General features: G+C 55.0%; 17 protein-coding genes. 6 read left to right on the forward strand and 11 right to left on the reverse strand.

All coding sequences use genetic code 11. The annotated features are described in order from the left end of the window. Positions 1-18: 18 nt before the first annotated feature. Positions 19-420 carry a DUF4783 domain-containing protein gene (locus J3P34_RS16480; RefSeq protein WP_210489740.1) on the reverse strand — a complete coding sequence of 134 codons (402 nt, stop codon included), beginning with the start codon at positions 418-420 and terminating at the stop codon, positions 19-21. 142 nt (positions 421-562) lie between these two features. Between J3P34_RS16480 and gpmI the strand changes: the two genes are divergently transcribed. Both gpmI and J3P34_RS16490 read left to right on the forward strand, forming a co-directional pair. Continuing rightward, a complete protein-coding gene (gene gpmI, locus J3P34_RS16485; protein ID WP_210489741.1) occupies positions 563-2,098 on the forward strand; it encodes a 2,3-bisphosphoglycerate-independent phosphoglycerate mutase in 1,536 nt (511 codons plus the stop codon). A gap of 165 nt (positions 2,099-2,263) precedes the next feature. Further along, positions 2,264-2,839 carry a hypothetical protein gene (locus tag J3P34_RS16490; protein WP_210462455.1) on the forward strand — a complete coding sequence of 192 codons (576 nt, stop codon included), beginning with the start codon at positions 2,264-2,266 and terminating at the stop codon, positions 2,837-2,839. Between the two features lie 19 nt (positions 2,840-2,858). Here the strand turns inward: J3P34_RS16490 and J3P34_RS16495 are convergent, their stop codons facing one another. Then, the gene (locus J3P34_RS16495) at positions 2,859-3,158 is read right to left on the reverse strand and encodes an antibiotic biosynthesis monooxygenase family protein (RefSeq protein WP_210462457.1); all 300 of its coding nucleotides are present in this window, start codon (positions 3,156-3,158) and stop codon (positions 2,859-2,861) included. Positions 3,159-3,326: 168 nt separating this feature from the next. On the opposite strand from J3P34_RS16495, the gene J3P34_RS16500 reads away from it, so the two are divergent. Next, a complete protein-coding gene (locus J3P34_RS16500) occupies positions 3,327-5,561 on the forward strand; it encodes an ATP-binding protein (RefSeq protein WP_210489742.1) in 2,235 nt (744 codons plus the stop codon). A gap of 98 nt (positions 5,562-5,659) precedes the next feature. Here the strand turns inward: J3P34_RS16500 and J3P34_RS16505 are convergent, their stop codons facing one another. From J3P34_RS16505 to J3P34_RS16530, 6 genes are all read right to left on the reverse strand, one after another. After that, on the reverse strand, positions 5,660-6,082 hold the full coding sequence (locus J3P34_RS16505) for a secondary thiamine-phosphate synthase enzyme YjbQ (protein ID WP_210489743.1): 423 nt from the start codon (positions 6,080-6,082) through the stop codon (positions 5,660-5,662). A gap of 15 nt (positions 6,083-6,097) precedes the next feature. Further along, positions 6,098-7,519: a hypothetical protein gene (locus J3P34_RS16510; protein WP_210489745.1), complete on the reverse strand. Its 1,422-nt coding sequence runs from the start codon at positions 7,517-7,519 to the stop codon at positions 6,098-6,100. Positions 7,520-7,573: 54 nt separating this feature from the next. Beyond that, a complete protein-coding gene (locus J3P34_RS16515; protein WP_210489746.1) occupies positions 7,574-8,149 on the reverse strand; it encodes a hypothetical protein in 576 nt (191 codons plus the stop codon). A 118-nt stretch (positions 8,150-8,267) separates the two neighbouring features. After that, a complete protein-coding gene (gene prfA / locus J3P34_RS16520) occupies positions 8,268-9,341 on the reverse strand; it encodes a peptide chain release factor 1 (RefSeq protein WP_210489747.1) in 1,074 nt (357 codons plus the stop codon). A 123-nt stretch (positions 9,342-9,464) separates the two neighbouring features. Next, positions 9,465-12,167 carry a carboxypeptidase-like regulatory domain-containing protein gene (locus J3P34_RS16525; protein ID WP_210489748.1) on the reverse strand — a complete coding sequence of 901 codons (2,703 nt, stop codon included), beginning with the start codon at positions 12,165-12,167 and terminating at the stop codon, positions 9,465-9,467. A gap of 201 nt (positions 12,168-12,368) precedes the next feature. After that, on the reverse strand, positions 12,369-13,358 hold the full coding sequence (locus J3P34_RS16530; RefSeq protein WP_210489750.1) for a dipeptidase: 990 nt from the start codon (positions 13,356-13,358) through the stop codon (positions 12,369-12,371). Positions 13,359-13,527: 169 nt separating this feature from the next. Here J3P34_RS16530 and J3P34_RS16535 point away from each other — a divergent pair, with 169 nt between their 5' ends. Continuing rightward, positions 13,528-14,715, forward strand: coding sequence for a class I SAM-dependent rRNA methyltransferase (locus J3P34_RS16535; RefSeq protein WP_210489751.1), 1,188 nt, complete (start codon positions 13,528-13,530; stop codon positions 14,713-14,715). Between the two features lie 436 nt (positions 14,716-15,151). Here the strand turns inward: J3P34_RS16535 and J3P34_RS16540 are convergent, their stop codons facing one another. From J3P34_RS16540 to J3P34_RS16550, 3 genes are all read right to left on the reverse strand, one after another. Beyond that, positions 15,152-16,567 (reverse strand): methyltransferase RsmF C-terminal domain-like protein, encoded by a 1,416-nt coding sequence (locus J3P34_RS16540; protein WP_210489752.1) that lies wholly within the window; start codon positions 16,565-16,567, stop codon positions 15,152-15,154. Positions 16,568-16,658: 91 nt separating this feature from the next. Next, on the reverse strand, positions 16,659-17,732 hold the full coding sequence (locus J3P34_RS16545) for a hypothetical protein (protein ID WP_210489753.1): 1,074 nt from the start codon (positions 17,730-17,732) through the stop codon (positions 16,659-16,661). A 196-nt stretch (positions 17,733-17,928) separates the two neighbouring features. Continuing rightward, on the reverse strand, positions 17,929-18,384 hold the full coding sequence (locus tag J3P34_RS16550) for a hypothetical protein (protein ID WP_210489754.1): 456 nt from the start codon (positions 18,382-18,384) through the stop codon (positions 17,929-17,931). Positions 18,385-18,590: 206 nt separating this feature from the next. On the opposite strand from J3P34_RS16550, the gene radA reads away from it, so the two are divergent. Together radA and J3P34_RS16560 are read left to right on the forward strand one after the other, a co-directional pair. After that, positions 18,591-19,970, forward strand: coding sequence for a DNA repair protein RadA (gene radA, locus J3P34_RS16555; RefSeq protein ID WP_210489755.1), 1,380 nt, complete (start codon positions 18,591-18,593; stop codon positions 19,968-19,970). A gap of 87 nt (positions 19,971-20,057) precedes the next feature. Continuing rightward, entirely contained in the window at positions 20,058-21,500 is a 1,443-nt protein-coding gene (locus J3P34_RS16560) for a TlpA disulfide reductase family protein (RefSeq protein WP_210489756.1), read from the forward strand. Positions 21,501-21,624: the final 124 nt, after the last annotated feature.

The following is a 21,624-nucleotide window of genomic DNA, read 5'->3' on the forward strand; positions in this document are numbered from 1 at the left end:
AGGGGCAATTATATTCTGTTATTTAAACTCAATGGTGTCAATCTTATAGGCATCGCCGTATTTCTTCACCTTCACCACCACGTTGTAGCGGCCGCCTTTGTGGTTGTATTTGCCTATGGCGTAGCGCTGGCCGTCTTCTGAACCACCCTGGTGGTCAAAGCTGAAACTTACCGGGGCATTCTTGCTGAAGAAATTGCGTACCACCATCTCGGCCTGACTTTGGCTGTAGCTGCCGTTGTCGCCGTCAATGTTCACGTCTACCTTGGAATTGAAGTAGCGGGCCAGTTCGCGGGATGAACCGCTTTTGATCGCCGCCTGGATTCCACCCATCACGTCAGATTGAGCCGCTACCTGTCCGGCGCCTACCAGCATTCCCAACAGCACCAAGGTCATCGCCATCAATCTCTTTAAATTTTTCATGTCTCGTTTTAAGCAGGTTTTACTACTTCAATGCCAAAACTATGCCAAAGGCTGATTAGTTCACTGGCCTAAAGATACAGGAAATCTCCATAATCAAACGGCAGACGCTTCTTTTTCACCAGAGGCTTGTATCTTTACGCGCATGAGCAAAAAGGTACTTTTGATGATTCTAGACGGATGGGGCCTGGGCACAGACCCTTCCGTATCGGCGATTGAGCACGCCAATACTCCTTTCATGGATTCCCTGTTCCACCGTTTTCCGCACGCGCGCCTGCAAGCCTCCGGTGAGGCCGTGGGGCTGCCTGAGGGCCAGATGGGGAACTCTGAAGTAGGCCACATGAACCTGGGCGCCGGCCGCGTGGTGTACCAGGACCTGGTGAAGGTGAATGTAGCCATCAGGGAGAAAACTCTGGGCCAGAACCCCATCCTGCAAGACGCTTTCAAGTTCGCCCGCGAGAACGGCAAACCGGTGCATTTCATAGGCCTCGTATCCGATGGCGGAGTCCATTCCCACATTGAGCACCTCAAGGCACTTTGCGGTCTGGCGCAGGAGCAAGGGGCTCCCAACGTATATGTTCACGCCTTCACCGATGGCCGTGACACCGATCCTAAAGGCGGTCTGGACTACCTCACTGATCTGCAGAACACCCTGGACGCTACCGGCGGCAAGCTGGCTTCCATCATCGGGCGGTACTTCGCCATGGATCGCGACAACCGCTGGGAGCGCGTAAAACTGGCTTATGACCTTTTGGTGCATGCCCAGGGCAGAGGCTCCGTGAACTGGCGCGAAGCCGTGCAGGAGTCTTATGACAACGGCGTCACCGATGAGTTCATCCAGCCCATTGTGTGCCTGAACGAGAACGGCGAACCTACTGCCAAAATCCAGGAAGGCGACGTGGTGATTTGCTTCAACTTCAGAACTGACCGTGGCCGCGAGATCACGCAGGCCTTGACGCAGCGCGAGTTCCCTGAGCAGGACATGACGCCATTGAAACTCCGTTACTACACGCTCACCAACTATGATGATACCTTTGTAGGCGTTCACCCCATCTTCGACAAAGACAACCTGGCCAACACGCTGGGCGAGGTACTGGCGAATGCCGGCAAAACCCAGATCAGGATTGCCGAAACCGAGAAATACCCGCACGTGACGTTCTTCTTCTCCGGTGGCCGTGAGCAGCCGTTTGAGGGCGAGAAGCGTCTGCTGTGCCCATCTCCCAAAGTGGCTACCTATGACCTGCAGCCCGAGATGAGCGCCTTTGACATCAGAGACGCCATTGTGCCGGAAATTGAAGGAGAGACCGTGGACTTCATCTGCCTCAACTTCGCTAACCCAGACATGGTGGGCCACACCGGCGTGTTTGAAGCGGCAGTGAAAGCCGTGGAAACCGTAGACCAGTGCACCGAGGCCGTAGTGACTGCGGCGCTTGCCCACGGCTACGCCTCCATTATCATCGCCGACCACGGCAACGCTGATGTGATGCGCAACCCAGACGGCACGCCAAACACCGCCCACACTACCAACCTGGTGCCCGTGATCTTAGCCGATAACGACTACAGAGGCGAGCTGCAAGACGGCAAACTGGGCGATATCGCGCCTACCGTACTGGCCTTGCTGGGCGTTCAGGCTCCTGCCGATATGAGTGGTACCTCGCTGCTGATCCCCAGCGTAGAATAGCCTTACCTTAAATAAGAAACGGAGATAGCGAAGCACCTGCTGCTTTTCTATCTCCGTTTTTCATCTGTTTTGCGTAAAACAAGCCAAAAACCATTTACAGCTTTCTCTTTCTCCCCGTCCATGTTCAACGCTACTACTCTTCGCTTCTGGTATCAAAAATCAACCTTGGTCCTGCTTTCGGCTTTAGTTTTGGGGGCAAGTGCCTGCCAGGACGAGGGAACCGTGGCCCCGGCGGTGAAGAGTACGCACCAGGCGTATGACCTGGTAGGTTTCCTGGACCGTGAGGCCTTGGCGCTGAACCAAAAGAAAGCCCAGGTGCGCAAAACCGTAGCGGAAGATGGTACCGTGAAAGAAACCAAGACCATCTCCTCCCTGAACTGGACCGAGGAACTGGCACCCTTCGCCGATGCCGATATCAACAAACCTGCGCTCAAAGGGCTGTTCACGGTAGAGACCTCCTCAGACGCCTTAGGTCAGCAGGTGCGCCGCTACAAGGCCAAGGAAGATGCGAGCACCAACGTGCAGGAAGTCACCTACACCCTGGATGCCAAAGGCCAGTTGGTACAGCTAGACGCCACCATTCTGCAGGACAACATGCTGTTCGGGACCAAAAAAGTACTGCACCTGGAGGCCCACTCCGGCACCGCGCCGCACCTGGTGCGTTACCACCTGGACGAGACCCAGAAGCTGCTGCTGATGGGCGCCGAGCGCTATAGTGTCACCGGGGAAGTGGCCCAATAGTCCCTTATCGTTTTAATTTTTATTCGCCCACCAGGGAGAAGTAGCGCACGCTCACGCTGCCCGGTACCAGTTTGGTGTCTTTGGGAATGCCCTTGTGCGAGTCATGGTACTGGTGGCTCTTGTACCAGGTTTTGAAGCTTTCCTCGTCTTGCCAATAGGTTTTAAGCCAGATTTCCTTGGGATTGTCCTGCGGAGACAGAACCTCCAGTTTCAGGAAACCCGGTGCATCGTCCACCAGGTGCGGGCGGTTCCGGAAGGCTTCCTTCACGCTGGCTTCAGTGTCGTTGGCAATAGTAAATGTACTGATAGAAATAAACATATTTGTACGTATAAACACTGAATACTACCTTGTGGTAAGAAAGCGTTCAGATTAGTAAGGTGTGACAGCCGGTAAGTTAAGGAAATTTGTAACGTAATTGAACCTATCACCGTTAACCGCATTTTCGCAGCTGGGCTTTCCCCTTAGCTCGGGGAAGCAAGAAGTAGCATGCAAAATTATCACAACCACCAGGTAGACCTCTCTAACTGCGACAAAGAGCCCATCCATCTCATCGGCCGGATTCAATCGCACGGGTTCCTGCTGGTGTTAGACAAAGAGACGCTCACCATTGAGCAGGCCAGCCGCAACGTAGACCAGTTTCTCTCTCTCGGGCTGGAGGAACTCCTGGGCCAACCGCTTCATTCCCTGCTTTCTGCAAATGATGCGACTTTTGACTCTGCCTATACGGGTTCTCAGTTCCTCACATTAGGCAACCGCCCGTTTATTGGCCATTTTCACAAATCCGGCGGCAAACTGATTCTGGAGGGCGAGCCCAGCGCCCCGTACCCAGACGCCGAGAAGCTGCGCCACAACACCATTCTGTGGCAGCTGCACAACCAACTCAACAGCCTAGATACCCTTGAGAGCGTGGCTGAGGCCGTGGCCCACACGCTGCGCACCATCCTGGAATATGACCGCGTTGACATCACCCAGTTTGACCAGGAGTGGAACACCGATGTGATTGCCGAAAGCCGAGATGTGCGCCTGAACTCATTTATTGGGCACCATTTCCCGGCTTCTGATATTCCGGCCCCGGCACGGGAGCTGTTGAAGCAGAAGCACGTGCGCCAGATCCCCAACGTGGACGCCGAGGCAGTAGAGATTTACCCGTACTTCAACCCCGGCACCGGCCAACCTACCAATATCCTGTGTTCAGAGCTGCGTAATCCGTCTGAGATCCATTTGGAATACATCCGGAATACGGGCGTGGCGGCTACCATCTCGTTCTCCATCCTGGTCAAGAACCAACTTTGGGGCGTGATTGCCTGCCACAACGTGGAACCCACCTACATTGACGTCTGGCGCCGGCAGCTCTGTGATCTGGTGGCGAAGACCTTCGGGAACGTGATTGCCTCTTTGCAGGAGAAACGGGACCAGGAGCAGTTCAATCGGTATAGGCAAGTGGAGCGCACCCTGGTGCAGCGCCTCAACAGCGGCATGGACCTGGCCGAGGGACTGTTCAAACCGCAGCCTTCTTTACTAGACCTTACTGAGAGCCACGGCGCCGCCCTGCTGCTTGACAAATCTTTGACCACCTTCGGGCAGACCCCTTCTGCGGAAGCCATCCAGAGCCTTACGCGCTGGCTTTCTGAGCATGTCTCTGAGGGGGTTTTCTGTACCCGCAATTTGTCTGCCGAGTGGCCCCAGGCCGAAACCTACCGTGAGGTGGCCAGCGGGCTGCTGGCGCTGGAGATCTCGCGCTACAACCAGGAGTACCTGCTGTTCTTCAAACCCGAGATCAGGGAAACCAGAATCTGGGCCGGCAACCCAGAAAAGCCCATGGAAACCGATGGTTTGCGCATTCATCCCCGGAAGTCTTTTGAGAAATGGATAGAGGTGGTCAGAGGGAAATCCCAGCCTTGGACCTTGAACGAAGTGGAGATCACGCAGGCATTGCTCAAAGACCTTATTGCCATCAGGCTCCGTAACCAAACCGCCGAGTTACAGAAACTGAACCAAGAGCTTTTGACCAACGCAGACCAGCTTCGCACCCGCAACGCCCAGCTGGAGGACTTCGCCTACATCATCTCACATAACCTGCGCTCGCCGCTGGCCACCATTAAAAGTCTGCACCAGTTCTACGTGGCAGAACCCGGTGAGGAAAGCGCCGCCTACGCCATGGAGAAAGTGAACCAGGTGAGCGACAACATGTATGAGACCATCAGTGACCTAAACGTGATCCTGAAGACGCACCTGGTGCAGGACTTGCCGCAGGAGGAAGTACAACTGGCTGAGCTCATTGAAAAAGAAAAGCAGAACCTGGCCGCCGTCATCGCGCAAACCGATGCCCAGATCATCACGGATTTGGAAGTGGCCACCATTTACATCCCCAAGCTGTACCTGGAAAGCATTCTGCACAACTTCATCTCCAACGCCCTCAAATACCGCTCTCCAGACCGGCAGCCAGAGGTAAAAATCAGGAGCTGGCGCAACGCAGACACCGTTCATCTGTCCGTATCAGACAACGGCTTGGGCATGGACCTGGAGCGGATAGGAGACAAATTATTTGGGCTCTACAAAGTCTTCCACGTCACCGACCAGTCAAAAGGTTTAGGGCTGTATCTTACCAGAATGCAGGTAAAAGCCCTGGGTGGCACCATTGACGTGGAAAGCGAAGAAGGCAAAGGCACGGCCTTCACCGTGAATTTCGGGCAGATTGACTACTCACCGGCCATCCGTTAGAACAAAATCCAACTACTGTTTTTGTGATAAATCCGAAAGCCGATTTAAGCCCGTTTCCTGGAAAACGGGCCTAAATCGGCTTTCGGATTTCATGCTAATTACTTGCCCTGCAGGGTGACCACCACCGTGCGTTTGCCGCCGTGGTTGCGGTGCTCGCAGAGGTAGATGCCCTGCCAGGTGCCTACGTTCAGGCGGCCGTTGGTGATGGGCACCGTCACGGAGGCGCCCATGAGGGAAGCCTTAATGTGGGCGGGCATGTCATCGGGGCCTTCCAGGGTGTGGCGGTAGTAAGGTGCGTTCTCGGGGACCATGCGGTTGAAATGCTGCTCAAAATCGTGGCGCACGGTGGGGTCGGCGTTCTCGTTGATGGACAAACTGGCCGAGGTGTGCTGGATGAAGATGTGCGCCAAACCCACTTCAATCTCCTCCAGCTCGGGTAAATGCGCCTCCAGCAGATCGGTGATGAGGTGAAAGCCGCGTTTCACGGCGGGTAAGCGTAGGGTTTTCTGGAACCACTTCATACAGCTAAGGGTAAATTATTGGTAGTCTACTTCCAAGGCCCCGGCATCGGGTTTCTGGGCATCGCGCGGTTTGTTCTCGTAGTCCACCGTGATGCCGGGCACCGGCGTTCCGGCTGCGTTCGCCGGCGAGAGCTTGATGATCTGGAAATCAAACTTGGGCGCATCACGGAACTGCGGGTCTACGTTGAGCTGGTTTGCGTTCTTATCGAACTCGGTTTTATAAGCCTGGGTTTTCAGGAAGGAGTTCCGGATGGTTCTGCTGGAGCCACTGCCCATGTTCCCGAACTGCAGTTCCTCTTCCTGCCGGCCCCACAGAATGCTGTTGACCACGTTCACCACGTAACTGCCTTCTCTAATCAGCTTGCCCTCCACCTCATATTTCTCCTGAAAGGTAAACGAAGGCCCGAAACGCACGAAATCATTCGCGTAGTTGGCCAGCGTACTGAAGATGATATCGTACCGGCCGCCACCCAGGCCGGCCACGGCATACTCGGCGCAATTGGTGATGATGCTGTTTTCCAGGCGCACCTCGCCGCCGTGGCTCAGCACGCCTATTTCCAGCATGTTTTTCAGAAAACTATTCCGAAGCGTGACCTGGGGCACCTGGTTCCCCTCGGCTTTAAGGTAAAGGCCCGTGACTGCGTTCTTCAGCTCGGCGAAGTTGATCTCATTACCTTGGCTGGAAGGATGGAACTCCAAACCCCGCCACTGGCCCGGCGCGTTACGGTACTGCTCCTCCAGGCGCACCTGCTGGAACACCACCCGCTTCTGGGGCTCACCCTCTACCTTGAGTGTGCCTAGTACCTTGATCTTAGCGTTGCGGTGCAGATGGATTTGGCTGCCTTTCTGGATGGTGAGCGTCTGCCCGGCCGGCACCGTCACCGAGTCATAGATCACGTGCGCTTTAGCGGCAGACCAGACCTCGGCGGGAGCCGTGTTGTAGTTGTGCCGGTAATAGGTGGCGTTCTGCCCATAGGCCACCAGTTTCACCTTCTGCTGGTTCCCGTTGGTGAGGAACAGGAGGGAGTCGTTCACCAGGAAAGGCTGCTCCTGCGCGTTGGGGTTGATGGTGGCTTGGACCAGCACCAGCAGGCTGTCCTCACCCCGAAGCTCCACGTCCTGCAGTTGCGGGCCTGGCCTTCCGTTCACAAAAATTTGGTACGGCGAGGTCGCCAGGCCGCCCACTTTTATCTCGGAGATCCGGACAGCGTTCTTATTGGGGTTGTAGACTTTCAGGCGCCGGGTCACGCTACCCACCTCCGTGAAAACCGTGTCAAACAGCACCGTATCAGCCTCCAGCCGGAGCAGGGCCCCGGCATCGGCGGTGATTTCCTCATCGCGGGGCGTGCAGGCGCTCATCCACCAACCCATTAAGCAGACCAGGGCCAGGCTTTGCAGCCAAAGACGGAACCTTTTAAAGAGAAACGTGTGCTTCATGTATGATCTTTTAGCGCAGTGCAGGCATTCTAATACCTTCTACTCTGTCAATAACTACTGAGGTAATATCTTTTCCAGCAAAGGTTTCAAGTTTTTCTCATTGCCTATGAACGTCCATTGCTGCGTCTTGGGCTCAAGAATTGCAAACATTTGCTTCTGGATGTTGATCACATACTGATTTTCCGGCTGGTTATAGGTGATATTACTCTCACCGTACATCTTTTTAAATAGATTAGTAGTAGCGGCCCTTGTATCAAATTTGTCCTTGTCGGACTTCTTTTCCTCTGGTTTATTGATTTTCATCACCATGGTAAAAGAATAATCCACCTTAGCGTACTTAGTATCGGCAATAAGGACTGCCTCTGTGATATTCTTGATAGAGTTATTTGAAATAGTGATCTTATACTCTGGATCACTATGCAAATTTTCTAACATTTCCCGCATCTTCTCTCTGGGGATAAGCTCGTAAACTCTGGAATAAGTAAGGTCCATTACTGTCTGGTTATCGGCTTTTTCCACTGCCGTAAAATAGCGCGTAACATTCCTAGAGATAGCTTCTTTGTCGGTTTGGCTATAAGCGGCAGGGCACAAGAACAATAACCCTGTAAAAAGTAAAAGGAGGAGCCTCATAGGTGAAAACGAAAATAATGGTGTGGGATTTTTAGCTCGTTTTCAAGAAATAGGGCCTGAAACAGAGAAATAAAAAAAGCGCAGCTCTGTTGAACTGCGCTTTCTGGTATGGGTTGGCTTAGGCCTGTACGCCTTCTTTCAAACGCTCAGCGTTCTCGGCAATACGAAGCTGCTCCACAAACTCGTCAATGTTACCGTCAACCACGCTTGGCAGGTTGTACACGGTTAATCCGATGCGGTGATCGGTAACGCGGCCCTGTGGGTAGTTATATGTTCTGATCTTGTCTGAACGGTCGCCGCCGCCCACCATGCTCTTACGCTGGGCACCTTCGGCTTCGTTTTTCTTGGCTAGTTCTATCTCGTAAATACGGGAACGCAACACGGCCAAGGCTTTGTCAAAGTTCTTAAGCTGTGATTTCTGGTCCTGGCACTGGGCCACAATACCCGTAGGAATGTGCGTTAATCTCACGGCAGAATACGTGGTGTTTACCGACTGACCACCGGGTCCTGAAGACATGAAAAGGTCCTTGCGGATATCATTCATATTCAGTTCGATGTCCAGCTCTTCTACCTCGGGCAATACTACCACCGATGCCACCGAAGTGTGGATACGACCAGCGGTTTCGGTAGCGGGTACGCGCTGTACGCGGTGCACACCAGACTCGAACTTGAGCTTGCCGTACACGTCCTCGCCGGAGATGCCCACGATCACCTCTTTGTAACCGCCGGCGGTACCTTCCATCACGTCAATGACCTCCATTTTCCAGCCCTGCTTCTCCGCGAAACGGCTGTACATGCGGTACAAGTCACCGGCAAACAGAGAGGCCTCGTCGCCACCGGCTCCGGCCCGGATTTCCATGATGATGTCTTTGCTGTCGTTGGGGTCTTTGGGGATGAGCATTTCCTTGATGACCTCTTCCATCTCGTCGCGCTGCGGCAGGAGTTCGTCCAGCTCTTCTTTGGCCATCTCCCGGAAATCTTCGTCTTTCTCCGTGGCAATGACTTCTTTGGTGTGTTCAATGTTGCTGAGCAGCAGCTTATAACGCTCATACTCGGCCACAATCTTCTCCAGGTCCTTGAATTCTTTGTTCAGGGCCTTATATCTTTTCAGGTCACTGGCAACATCTGGTTGGATGAGTTGCTCATTAACCTCTTCAAACCGTTGTTTTATGGCTTCCAGTTTATCTAACATCTTCTGCTTTACTTAATTCAGGCCGCAAAGATACATAATTTCCGGCGCAATTGTTTGTGTGCGTTTTAGGGTTGTTTCAGGGAAAAGGCCCGTAAAACAAGGCGCTCTGCCTAAGCAGGTTCTTTACCGTACCTGCAAAGTCGCCAGCCCGCGCCCTATCTGTCCCCGGCCAGTGATCCCCTCCACTACTGCCTGGTAAGTTGTAACAGCATCGGCGGCGAAAAAGGTCCACTCCGCGGTACCAGAGGCATTGGTGGTGATGGAAGGTGCCCAGAAGATGGTACTCCGTAGATCAGGAAGTTCGGTTTCAGCGGGGACATCGTAGCGGGGCATGTAGAACTCCCGGGCGGTCTGGTACCGGACTCCCTTGTATGACGCAATACCTCTCCAGCGGGAGAAATCAGGCCTGGCGGAGCCTCCGCGTTTGAGCGAAACGGCAATCACACCATTCCCGCCCTGCGAGCCGTAAACGGCCGAAGACGCGCCGGGCATCAGCACATCCACCCGGTCCACGTCACTCATGGAGATAGTCCTGATGAATTCGATCTCTATGGGCATCCCGTCCAGCAGGAAAAGCGGCGTTCCGCCCCCGCGCATGGAAATCTGGTCTCCTGCCACGTATACTCCCGGGATGCGGCCCTGCAGACTGGAAATAAGGTTCATGCCCGGTGGCAGGTCTGCCGCTTTGATGCTCCTGTCTGGCATGCTGTAAAGGCCCCGGCTGAAATAATCCTCTTCCTCTTTCTGTTTCCGGCCTTTGATGTTCACCGTGTTCAGGAGAATACTTTTCCCGGATAACTGGTCTAGCTTGAGCTGCTCGCGGTTGCCCTGCAGGTATCTGGCTAGTTCCTGGGAGAAAGGTCCGGGCGGCGGGGCCAGCGGAGCCCTTGGTTTCACCAGCGTGAGCGGCAATGCTTTCTCCAGCACCACTTCCAGCGCATTTTTGCCTTTGGCCGAGAGGGCCTTTACCACAATGCGGGCGCTGTCATCCAGGCCGGCCACCCCAAACATGAACCTGCCCTGCGCATCTGTGGTATCGGTGAGCATGCCGGCAATGTTGCTAAGTTCGAAGAGGTTCACCACGGCGTTGGGCTCCGGCTTACCCGATGTTTTCAGTACCGTACCCTTCACCGTGAGCGCCTGTTCAATGGGATGGGTAAGCTGGGGAGGTTTGTTCTGCAGCAGGTCTTGCCACACAAACCGGCGCCAGCCCTGGGTAAGCATGAGGTTATCCAGCGCCAGGACGGCCTCAGAGTCCTGCCCGGAGAAATAATAACCGGGCTGCTCAATGTGCCCGCGCAGGTCTGAGGTAAGCAGCAGGTTGGTGAGGATGTTGCCGCCGTTGGCTTCCGGCATGATTTTCTGCTGATCCATGACGGCTACGGAGAAATGGCCCACCACCGGATTGCCCGCCTCATTTTTGGCCTGCAGGCGCATGGTCACTTTCTCCCGGGGTTTATAGGTTGTTTTATCAGAAGTGAGGCTTAACTGCAGCTGCCGGCCTTGGTTCACGAAGATAAGGCGCTCGGCCAGCGGCTCGCCTGTGTCTGAGAACAGGGTGATCTGGGAAACCCCATCCGGGAAGCTCTTTCTGGGCACTTCCACTACCACCAGGTCTTTATCTGTACTGCCAGATCCTTTGAAATACATCTCTCCCCGGCTCTGGCCCAAAAAATGAAGGTTTCTGGGTCGGTTCACGCCATCGGCGAAGCCCAGCAGGTAAACTTTCAGTTTGATGTTCTCAAGGTTGCCATTGTCCACGGTCATCAGCACGCCCTGCTCTTTGGCAGCGGGCAGGGGATACACGGCGGATTTTCCGTTGGGCAGCGACAAACGGGCCTCATACTTCATTCCTTTGAAAGGCATGAACCTGATGCGGCCCATCCCAAACTTCAAGCTCTGGAAATCGGTTATTTTCTTGCCGGTCTGGTCATAGAGGGCGCCGGATACGTCTGCACCCAGGCCAGTGGCATCCACGGCTTTGAAACCCACTACGTTCCACATGCCCGCAATCAGGTTCCCGCCCTCGGGGAAGAACTGCAGATCCGGTTTAGGGTTGGGCAGCGGAATAGGAAAGCTTTTCACGTACGGTTCCTGGCCTTCGGCTACCGTTAGCTGCAGTTTGGCGTTTTGGCGGTCCTCGGCCTCTGGCAGGAACAGCGTAAACCGGGACAATCCTTGGCCATTGGTTACGCCTTTGCGTCTGGATGATGTTTTGCGTCCTGTTTGGGTAAGGTAAGTGAAGGGCGTATTGGTCAGTGGCTCTCCCTGGTGGTTCTTCAGAGAAAGGCTTACCTGCACGGAGTCTCCATTGCTCTGCGGCTTCACCTCGAAAGCCATGGAAGGCACCACATCCTCCATCCTGGGGTTGTAGATGGTGAGGTTCTGGTGGAAAAAGTACTCCTCATCAAAGTTCTGCATCCAGCTGGTGTAGGCCCGCAGCCGGTACTGCCCGGCCGGCATGGTGTCTGGCAAGGCGAAATCACCGTGGCCCAGCCCGTTCTGCACGTCCACCGCTACCCGGCTGAAAACAGAATCCTCGGGGTTGATTAACTCCACGTACAGCACCTTGCTAAGTTGGCTGGGCGTATGCACATTGGCGTTCACCAAATAGGCTTTGAACCAGGCATTCTCGCCGGCGGCATAGTAGGGTTTATCCAGGTGCAGGTACACTTTCTCCTGCGGATATTCCTTCCCGAGGAGCTGGAACCGGGCAATAATCTCTTCAAAACTGGTGAGGAAGGACGCGTTTTTAGGCCCAAATGCGAAAAGTGCGGCTAAAACAAAAAGCAGCAGGCAGGGGATTAGTCTTATTCTTGGGGGCATGTAAGGGATAAAGGATAATAGATTGAATAGGAATACCAGATATACTCTTAAATATAGCCAAATCCCTGATTACCCTGACTACAAGACATAGCCCTTTTTATATACTTTATTTCTCCTGCCTCATACAAGTTATAGCCCACTGTTTACCGACGCTTTTCCGTAAATCTGCCCTGAAACGCTATGTACATTTCTTTCTTCGGGTCAGCCCCACAGCCTTTCCAGAAACCGGAGCACGTTCCGGTAGCTGAGGTCCATTAACTGCTCCGGGGAAAACTCCTGCTTTAGCTCCGTCAGAATGGATTGGTACCGGGCTGCTGAGCGATGTTCCTCATGATAATAAGATTCGCCCAGCACACCGGATTCCTGGAAGAAATCGGCGCCGAAGGCCAGGGTTTGGGGCGCGTGCCTGAAGCCGTAGCGGATATGCTCCAGCAGGGCCTCGGGGTGGGTTGGGTGCACAAAGTTCTTCAGGAAGTTGAGCCCGATGAGTCCCTGGCGATGTACTATCTCCTGCACCAGTTCCTGCGGCAGGTTGCGCGGATGGTCGCACACTTCCCGGAAGTTGGAATGGCTGGCCATGACGAGGATATTCAGGTTCTGTTGGTCAATGAAAGAGAGAATATCGAAGGCAGCGGCGTCTGAGGCGTGGGCCAGGTCTACGGCAATGCGCCGGCCGCTGAGGTAACGAAGCAGCTCCTCGCCATCCGGCTTCAGCCCGATGCCGGGTGTGAGGTTACCGCCGCTGAACCGGTTCTCGTCCACGTGGCTCAGGCTGATATAGAGCACCGGCCCCGCCAGTTTTATGATTTCCTCCAGCCGGGAAAAGGCCAGTTCTAAAGGTTCTTCCTCCTCACACAGCCCCGAGGCGTTCTCAATGGCAGCCACCATGGCAATCCGGTCACCGTGCAGGACCTGGTTTTGGAGGTCTTTTGGGCAAATCGGGGCAAAAACGTCTTCTTGCCGGAGCAAATCGTCTCTATACAGGCGGGCCTGCTTCAGGGTAAAAGCGGCGCTGCCGGGCTCGGTGGGCGTGAAGAAAGCCATGGTCTGCAGCCTTACCCGTCCGGCCTGCAGATGTGGGATGGCGCAGCCAATGCGGTTCACGTCCAAGGGCGTAGCCCCGGGAATCCAGGCCAGGTAACCGGTAAGGTCGCAGTGCAGGTCAACGATGGGCAGGCGGGAATCTTCCAAATTGTGAATAGGTGAAGGCGCGATGGCGTGAATACGGGTTCAAAGAAATCTAACTAAGCCAGAGTTTACGAAGAACTGCCGGGCCGCAGCCCAAAAGCCGGATTTTTTCCCGAATTTTGCAAAAACAACTCAAAAACGTGCGCTGCCGCCGGCGCGTACTTCTCTCTTTATGACAAATCTTCCTTCTATATTATTACACGCAGGCAAAGAACATTCCCTCAAACGCTTCCATCCTTGGGTTTTCTCGGGGGCTATCAAAAAAGTGGAAGGCGAGGTGCAGGAGGGCGATATCGTGGCCTTGTACACCAACCGGCGCGAGTTCCTGGGCCTCGGGCATTTCCAGCCGGGTTCCATCGCGGTACGCATTTTCTCTTTTGAGGAGGTGGAGCCTGATTACGCTTTCTGGAAAAGCCGCGTGCAGCGGGCCGTGGATTATCGGCGCGAGCAGGGCTTCCTGGATACCCCCGATACCGATGTCTACCGCCTGGTCTTCGCCGAGGGCGACAACCTGCCCGGCCTCATCATTGACGTGTACGGCAATACTGCTGTGCTGCAGGCGCACAACGTAGGCATGTTCCACGTGCGACAGCACATCGCGCAAGCGCTGATGGAAGTCTATGACGGCAAACTAACTGCCGTATACGACAAGAGCGCCGAGACCCTGCCGGCCAAAGGTCCGGTGCAAGGCCAGAACGGCTACCTCATTGGGGAGACGCCCACGCCGCACGTGGTCACCGAGAACGGCAACAAGTTCCTGGTAGATTGGGTAACAGGCCAGAAAACCGGCTTCTTCATTGACCAGCGCGAGAACCGCCAACTGCTGGCGCATTACTCCAAAGGCAAAACCATCCTGAACACCTTCTGCTACACCGGGGGCTTCTCTATCTACGCGCTCAACGCCGGGGCCACCGCCGTGCACTCCGTGGACGTCTCCAAAAAAGCCATCGAGCTGACTGATCAGAATGCCGCCCTGAACAACGGCCAGGACCGCCACGAGGCCTATGCCGTAGATACCTTTGAGTTCCTGCGCGGCAAAGAAGACCTCTACGACCTGATTGTGCTGGACCCTCCCGCCTTCGCGAAAAGCCAGAAGGTGCGCCATAACGCGCTCATGGGCTACAAACGCCTGAACGCCGAGGCCATCCAGAAGATTAAACCGGGTGGCATCATCTTCACCTTTTCCTGCTCCGGGGTGGTGGACAAATATCTCTTTGCCAGCACCGTCATGGCCGCCGCCATTGAAGCCGGCCGCAACGTGAAAGTCATGCACCACCTCTCCCAACCCGCCGACCACCCGGTAAGCATCTTCCACCCGGAAGGCGAGTATCTCAAAGGGTTGGTGCTGTACGTGGAATAAGGTCGTATCAGGTAGCAAGTAGCACGACTTTAGTATTAGAGGGGATTCAAGGCTACTTTGAAAAAAACAGCCATAAAACCAAAAAGAGGAAGGCCTCTGCAGCGAATAAACTGCAGAGGCCTTCCTCTTTTTGTGACTAACCGGAACGGTAATCGGCGCAGACGCTCGCAGGACCTCCGGACGCTGCGAGGTCTTTTGAGCAGACGGTATAGCGCAGGCAGATCAAAACTCCCCTCCTAATTTAGGAGGGGTGCCCGAAGGGCGGGGTGGTGAATGGGCAAGCAGCGAAACAGTGACGTCAATCAACTCAAATTAGGCTGCTGTGGCTTGCAAAAACGCCTTTCTAGTTCGCCCACAAGATCCTTTCAGGATGACAATAGAGAAAGTTGCGATGATGAGGAAGACAGCCCAGCATCGTGATACTTGATACGCGATACTAAAAGCTTCCCAGCGTAAACAGCCCCTGTACGTTCTCCGGTTTCAAAGCTTCATCCAGGCTCATTCTGATGCGCCATTCTTTGGGGTAGTGGTTGTTCACGCGGTTCTGGAGCTTCTTGCCCCAGCCCAGGGCTACGCCGTTGAACTGCACCAGTACCCAGCCGTTGGCGGAGTTTTCCAGGACTATGTCTTCACGGTGCAGGAATTTGAGGGCGGTGGCCAGATCCACCTCGGCGCGGGGGAAAGTATCTTCTGATACATGTTGGGACAGCGCCAGGGCGGGCAGAGGCTTGGCGTTGTTCTTCATGACCTCAGCTACTTCAATGCCGCCGTAGACCACGCGCAGGTTCTCATAGAGTTGTTCCAGTTCCAGCATCCAGGCTTGGGGCAGGGCGCGGAGGGTTTCCTTGTGCTTCACCAGTTCCCAGTTTTGGGGCTCTTTCAGCCAATCCTGCACCAAAGCTTTTTCCTGCTTGGAGGCGCTTACCAGGAACGGGCGCTTGCTCTTGCGGTAGGCCCGCGCCTCATCGCCACCGGTTTTGCGCACGGCGGCCAGGAAGAAACCTTCGCCTTGGGTGCGGTGTGGGTAGAAGCGGTAGCCGTGCATGCCTTCCAGTTCGGTCTCGGTGATGCCCCAGTCAGGTTGTAGTTGCAGGGAGATGGATTTAGCATCTTGTTGCTTGGATAGCCAGGCCAGGTTCTCTTCGTTTTCCTCCAGGTTGTAGGTGCAGGTGCTATAGATGAGCACGCCGCCGGGCTTGAGGGCATCCCAGACATCCATGAGGATGCGGCGCTGGCGCTCAGAACAGAGTTTCACGTTGGCCTCAGACCATTCGTTCACGGCATCGGGGTCTTTGCGGAACATGCCCTCGCCGGAGCAGGGGGCGTCTACCACCATCACATCGAAGAAACCAGTGAGCTGGCCTATGTGGCTTGGATCATTGTTCGTGACGACCACGTTGCCGGAGCCCCATTTCTGGATGTTCTCCGCGAGGATATTGGCCCTGGGCTTGATGACTTCGTTGGCGACCAGCAGACTTTCCTCAGAGAGCAATGAGGCGATGTGGGTGGATTTTCCGCCCGGGGCGCCACACAGGTCCAGCACGGCCAAAGGCTCGCTCAGGTTCACGCTCTGCCTCAAGGCCTGCTCCAGAAACATGGAACTGGCTTCCTGCACGTAATAGGCGCCGCCGTGGAACATGGGGTCCAAAGTGAAGCTGGGCCGCATTGAGAGGTAGAACCCGGTCTCTGTCCAGGGCACCTGGGGCAAACTGGTGGGTAGCGGCATCTTCGCGCGGTTCACCCGGATGCTGGTAGGCGAGGGTTGGTTCAGGGCATCGGCGAAGGCGGGGTAGGCCTCGCCCAATTGCGTCTGCATGCGGGTCTGGAAAGGAGCAGGAAGTGCTAGGCTCATAAACTTAGGTGCCCGGGCTTAGGCCGAAGCTCCTGCAAAGATACTACTTCTGTTTTTGGCCTGTTTCCCTAAAAAGCGCCCGAAAGCAGAATTAGTCCGCGGCCAGGATGGGCTCGCGGCGCGTGGTGATTTTGGCCGGCTTGCGCACGGTGCGGGTCTGGTACACAGGATTGTCTATGAACGCCACCACTTTCAGGGTCAGGTCCAGGCCGGTAATGGTGCTGGGGTTCTCGAAGCCCAGGTACAGGTAGCCGTCATCGGTTTTGGGGGTCTGGTTGATCAGCACCTTGCCGTAATCAGACAGAACATCCTTGCCGCTGGCCACGCCGTAGGGTTTCCAGCCGTCTTCGTCTTCCTTGAACAGGTAGGCGTTGTTCTTGTTGAACAGATGGTAGCTGATGTACCCGCTGGATTTTACCTGCGGCAGCTGCGGCAACAGCCCCAACCCGAAAGCCACCAACGGGTTGCTGCCCGTGAGCAAAGCCGTGGCGCCTTTGGCCAGCGTTTTGCCCGTTTCCTGCAGCGCCTGCACAGATTCCTGCCCTACACCCACCCAGTACACCCAGTGCTTGGTACCAGCTGGCAGCTTGAAACGCTCGGTGCTGCGGTTGTTGCTGGTGATATTAGTGAGCGACGCCAGCCGGAAGGTTTTGTCTACCACCGTCTCAGATTTGAGGTCATTCTTCACCAAAACTTTCTCGGTGGTGGTGGTCCAGAGGGTGTCTTTGACCGTGCGCCAGGCCACCAACGTGCTAAAATTCTGCGTGGCTTCGCTTTTAGGAATGCGGGTGAGCGTGAAATGGCTCTTGGTGCTGGTCTGCGACAGACTCTGCAGCGTAATGGTGTACACCGATTTCTGCGGCGCTGTGAGGCGCAGGTTGTTCAGTTTCTTCGTTTCCTCAATGCTGTACAGCGGCGAAGAGGAGAAATACTCCTGCACCGTTACCTTGTAGTTCGTCTTGGCTTTGTTCTCCAGGTCCAGCACCAGCACATCGCCAGCCTGGAAGGCGTACTGCAATTGCGTGGCTGGTTGCCCGATGCCCGCTACCTGCAATTCCAGATCCGCGATCTTGATGGGTTTGCCGGCTTGCGCCGATGCAGCGATTGAGAAGGTGAAAAGCAGCCCGCAAAAGGCCAACGCAGCACGAAGAAAAGTCCCAGACATATAGTAAACAGAAGCCAAACCTGATTTGCGTGCAATTTACAAAAATCGCCTCATAATCAGCAGATAGGCTTCCGCTACATATTTCCAGGCCCGCCAGTTCCCGCCTGCTCCAGCTTCCGGGCTCGTCTATATTATATTAAGGGCTGCGCGCTCGTCAAATCAAAGCTAACGGCACCCGTTTAGGCTGAAGCGGTCGCTAATAACCACCCAACGGCTCAATCCACATCTTGCGGGCGACCGCTTGGGCCGCGAAACCCGTGACAGACTCCCGGAACCGGCCCCTGAACTGCACCGCCACCTGCTGCCCGGTCTGCAGCTCGCTCAGACTGATGGTCTTTCCGTCCAGGCCCACAATCTGGGTTATGGGCGTTACCAGCACCACTGCCCGCCCGAAACGGGAAAACCTATCGGGGAAACCTTCCACCAGAATGAGCATTTGGCCCTGGTTGTATTCCCGTTGGGTGATGGTGCCTCTTACGTCTACGCGCTGCGGCGAGAACCTGGGTCCGGCCGGAGTGGTATCTTCCTCAGCATTGGAGGTGGCGGTTGTATTCTCAGTGCCGGCAGGAGCAGTGGTCTGGCAACTAGTCAAACAATGGCCGGCAGTCAACAGAAAGAACAAATACAGCGTGAGGGTTTTTATCTTCTTCATGGTCTTGTACTTAGCTAGAAATCTATGAACGAAAACCGCGCCCAAATGGCTGAACAGAAGAAAGAGATGCTGGTGTTTTTGGTTTATTTTTGGAAAATGCGGCCCAAAACGGAGTATTTATAGGATAGAAGTTGTTATCTCTGTATCCGGTTAATCTACCGCAATTCCTTACCTTCGCCGTTTTCGCGGCGCGGAAAATCAATTTTATGGCTAAGATCAAAACAGCATATTTCTGCCAGAGCTGCGGCGCGCAGTCGGCTAAATGGATAGGCCGCTGCCCGGCCTGCGGCGAGTGGAACACCTACGTAGAGGAAGTAGTGGCCCGCGAGGATGTGACGCCCACCTCCGCCTGGAAAGTGGGCACCAGCAGCCAGCAGGTGGCCAGCAAACCCAAGCCCATTGGGGAGATTACCTATTCTGAGCAGGCCCGCGTCATCACCGATGACGCTGAGCTGAACCGCGTGCTGGGCGGCGGCATTGTGCCCGGCTCTATGGTCCTCATCGGGGGCGAGCCCGGCATAGGAAAATCCACGCTCATGCTGCAGATCGCGTTGAGCCTGCGCAGCCAGCGCGTGCTCTATATCTCCGGCGAGGAAAGTGAGCAGCAGATCAAGATGCGCGCCGAGCGCCTGGGCACCAAACATCCCAACTGCTTCATCCTCACAGAGACCGGCACCCAGAACATCTTCAAGCAGATAGAACAGCTCCAACCCGATGTCCTGATCATTGACTCCATCCAGACGCTGCACTCGTCTTTTATTGAGAGCGGCGCGGGCAGCGTGGCCCAGGTGCGGGAATGTACCGCCGAGCTGCTCAAATTTGCGAAGGAAAGCGGCACGCCGGTGTTTCTGATCGGGCACATCACCAAAGAGGGCAACCTGGCCGGGCCCAAGATCCTGGAGCACATGGTGGACACCGTGCTGCAGTTTGAGGGCGACCGCCACATGACCTACCGCATCCTGCGCACCACCAAAAACCGCTTCGGGAGCACGTCTGAACTGGGCATCTATGAGATGCTGGGCACGGGCTTACGGGAAGTGAGCAACCCCTCTGAGATCCTGATCTCGCAGCGAGAGGAGGCGTTCAGCGGCATCACCATTGGGGGCACCATGGAAGGCAACCGGCCGCTCTTGATTGAGGTGCAGAGCCTGGTGACGCCGGCTACCTACGGCACGCCCCAACGCAGTACCACCGGCTACGATGCCAAGCGCCTGAACATGCTGCTAGCCGTGCTGGAGAAGCGCGGGGGCTTCAAACTAGGCATGCAGGACGTCTTTCTGAACATCGCTGGTGGTTTGAAAGTGGAGGACCCCGCTTTGGACTTAGCCATTTGCGCCGCTCTTCTTTCTTCTTTTGAAGATGTGGCTATTCCGCACACCACTTGCTTTGCCGCTGAGGTGGGTTTAGGCGGTGAGGTGCGCGCCGTGCACCGCATTGAACAGCGCATCTCAGAGGCTGAGAAATTGGGTTTTCAGGACATCTATATTTCCAAATACAACAAGAAAGGGGTGGACCTGAGCCGGTTTAACATCAGAATTCACGCGGCCAGCAGGCTGGAGGAAGTCTTCAGTGGTTTATTTGGATAAGCCAATCCTTTGAACTATTTTTATTTCCGGTGGCGTTAGAAAACCATTACTGAATCAAAGATTGTATCTTCTTTATTGATTTTCAAGATGTCTTTCACCCCTCACAGATTATTGACTTCTTTAGTGCTGGGCCTGGTGCTCTGCTTTAGCACTATTTCCGCTCACGCTTCTCAAGGCACGGTAACCATCACCGGTAAAATAAATGAGCCGGTAAGTGACAGCGTACTGCTGGAGCTTTACACCGTTCCGGCCTCCTACTCCGGTGAGTCGCACACGGTGGCTTTGTCCAAGAACGGCGAGTTCACCCTCACGGCCCCGGTTAATGAGCCCATGCTGGCTGAACTGGTGCACGGTCCCGAGTCCATCATGCTGTTCCTGCAGCCTGGCGATAACCTGGAGGTGCGCGCCGATGCGGAGGATTTTATCTCTACGGTGAAATTCAAGGGGCAGGGTTTTGACGAGAACAATTTTCTGCTGGAGTTTGAGCGTAAGTTTGAGGAGGAGGAAGACTACCAGGTGCTGCCAGACAACATCCACAAGCGTGAAAAGGAGTTCCTGCTTTTTCTGGAGGAGCGCCGCGAGGACCAGATCAAATTCCTGGAGAAATTCCTGAAAACCGCTAAAGTCTCTGAGGCATTCAAAGGCTACGCACGGGCGCAGATTGAATTTGGCTACGCCAATGACCGCCTCACCTACGTGGATGTGCGCAAACGCGTGGGTGATCTGCCGCCCCAGCTTTCACCTAATTACTATGACTTTCTGAAGAAGGTAAACCTTAACGCCCCTGGCGCCATGAGAAACCAGGCTTACCTCGATTTCCTGAACAACTATTTCCAATACCGCGCCCTGGAGCAGAAACCGGCCAACCTGGAGCGCGACTACTACCCAGTCATGTACGGTTTGGTGAAGCAGGAACTGCAGGGCACCGCCCGTGACATGATGATGGCCCGCATCCTTTCTCAGGCTTTCAGGTTCGGGTACGTGCCAGACGCTGATGCCATGTACTCCGATTTCCAGAAAGAGGCCAAGGACCAAAACTTCATCTCGTTTGTGCACGCGCAATACAAGCAGTTCAGAAGAGTAGGACTGGGCAGCCCCGCCCCGGCGTTCACCCTGCTTTCTTCTACCGGCGACAGCGTTTCCCTGAGCAGCTTCAAAGACAAGATTGTGTACCTGGGCTTCTGGCGCACACACTGTGGCATCTGCAACGTAGACCAGCAAGCCTACAAATACTTTGCCCAGCAGTTAGCCGACAAAGACATTGTCTTGCTGCAGGTATCGGTGGGCGAAGACTTCAACGCTTGGAAGACGGGCATCGCGCAGAAGAAACTGCCGGGCATCCATTTGTACGCGCCAGACCTTTCGGCCAAAATCCTGAAGGACTATGACGTGAAATCCTTCCCCGGTTATTTCATGATTGCCCCAGACGGCACCCTCATCAGCACCAACGCCCGCCGTCCCGGCCACGCTGAAGGTGCCCGTGACATTGCCGCCGCCGTGGACCAATACCGGAAGACCGCCAAGAAGTAGGGCATAGATTAACCCAAACTTTCGGGCATCTTTCAAGATAAAGGTCTCAGTATAACAAAGGAAACTGGCCACCGCTACAGCACACAGCCTCGCCTTTTTTGCCTACTTTTGCCTAAACAGGTTT

The sequence above is a fragment of the Rufibacter aurantiacus genome, from assembly GCF_017916345.1.
Taxonomy (GTDB): domain Bacteria; phylum Bacteroidota; class Bacteroidia; order Cytophagales; family Hymenobacteraceae; genus Nibribacter; species Nibribacter roseolus.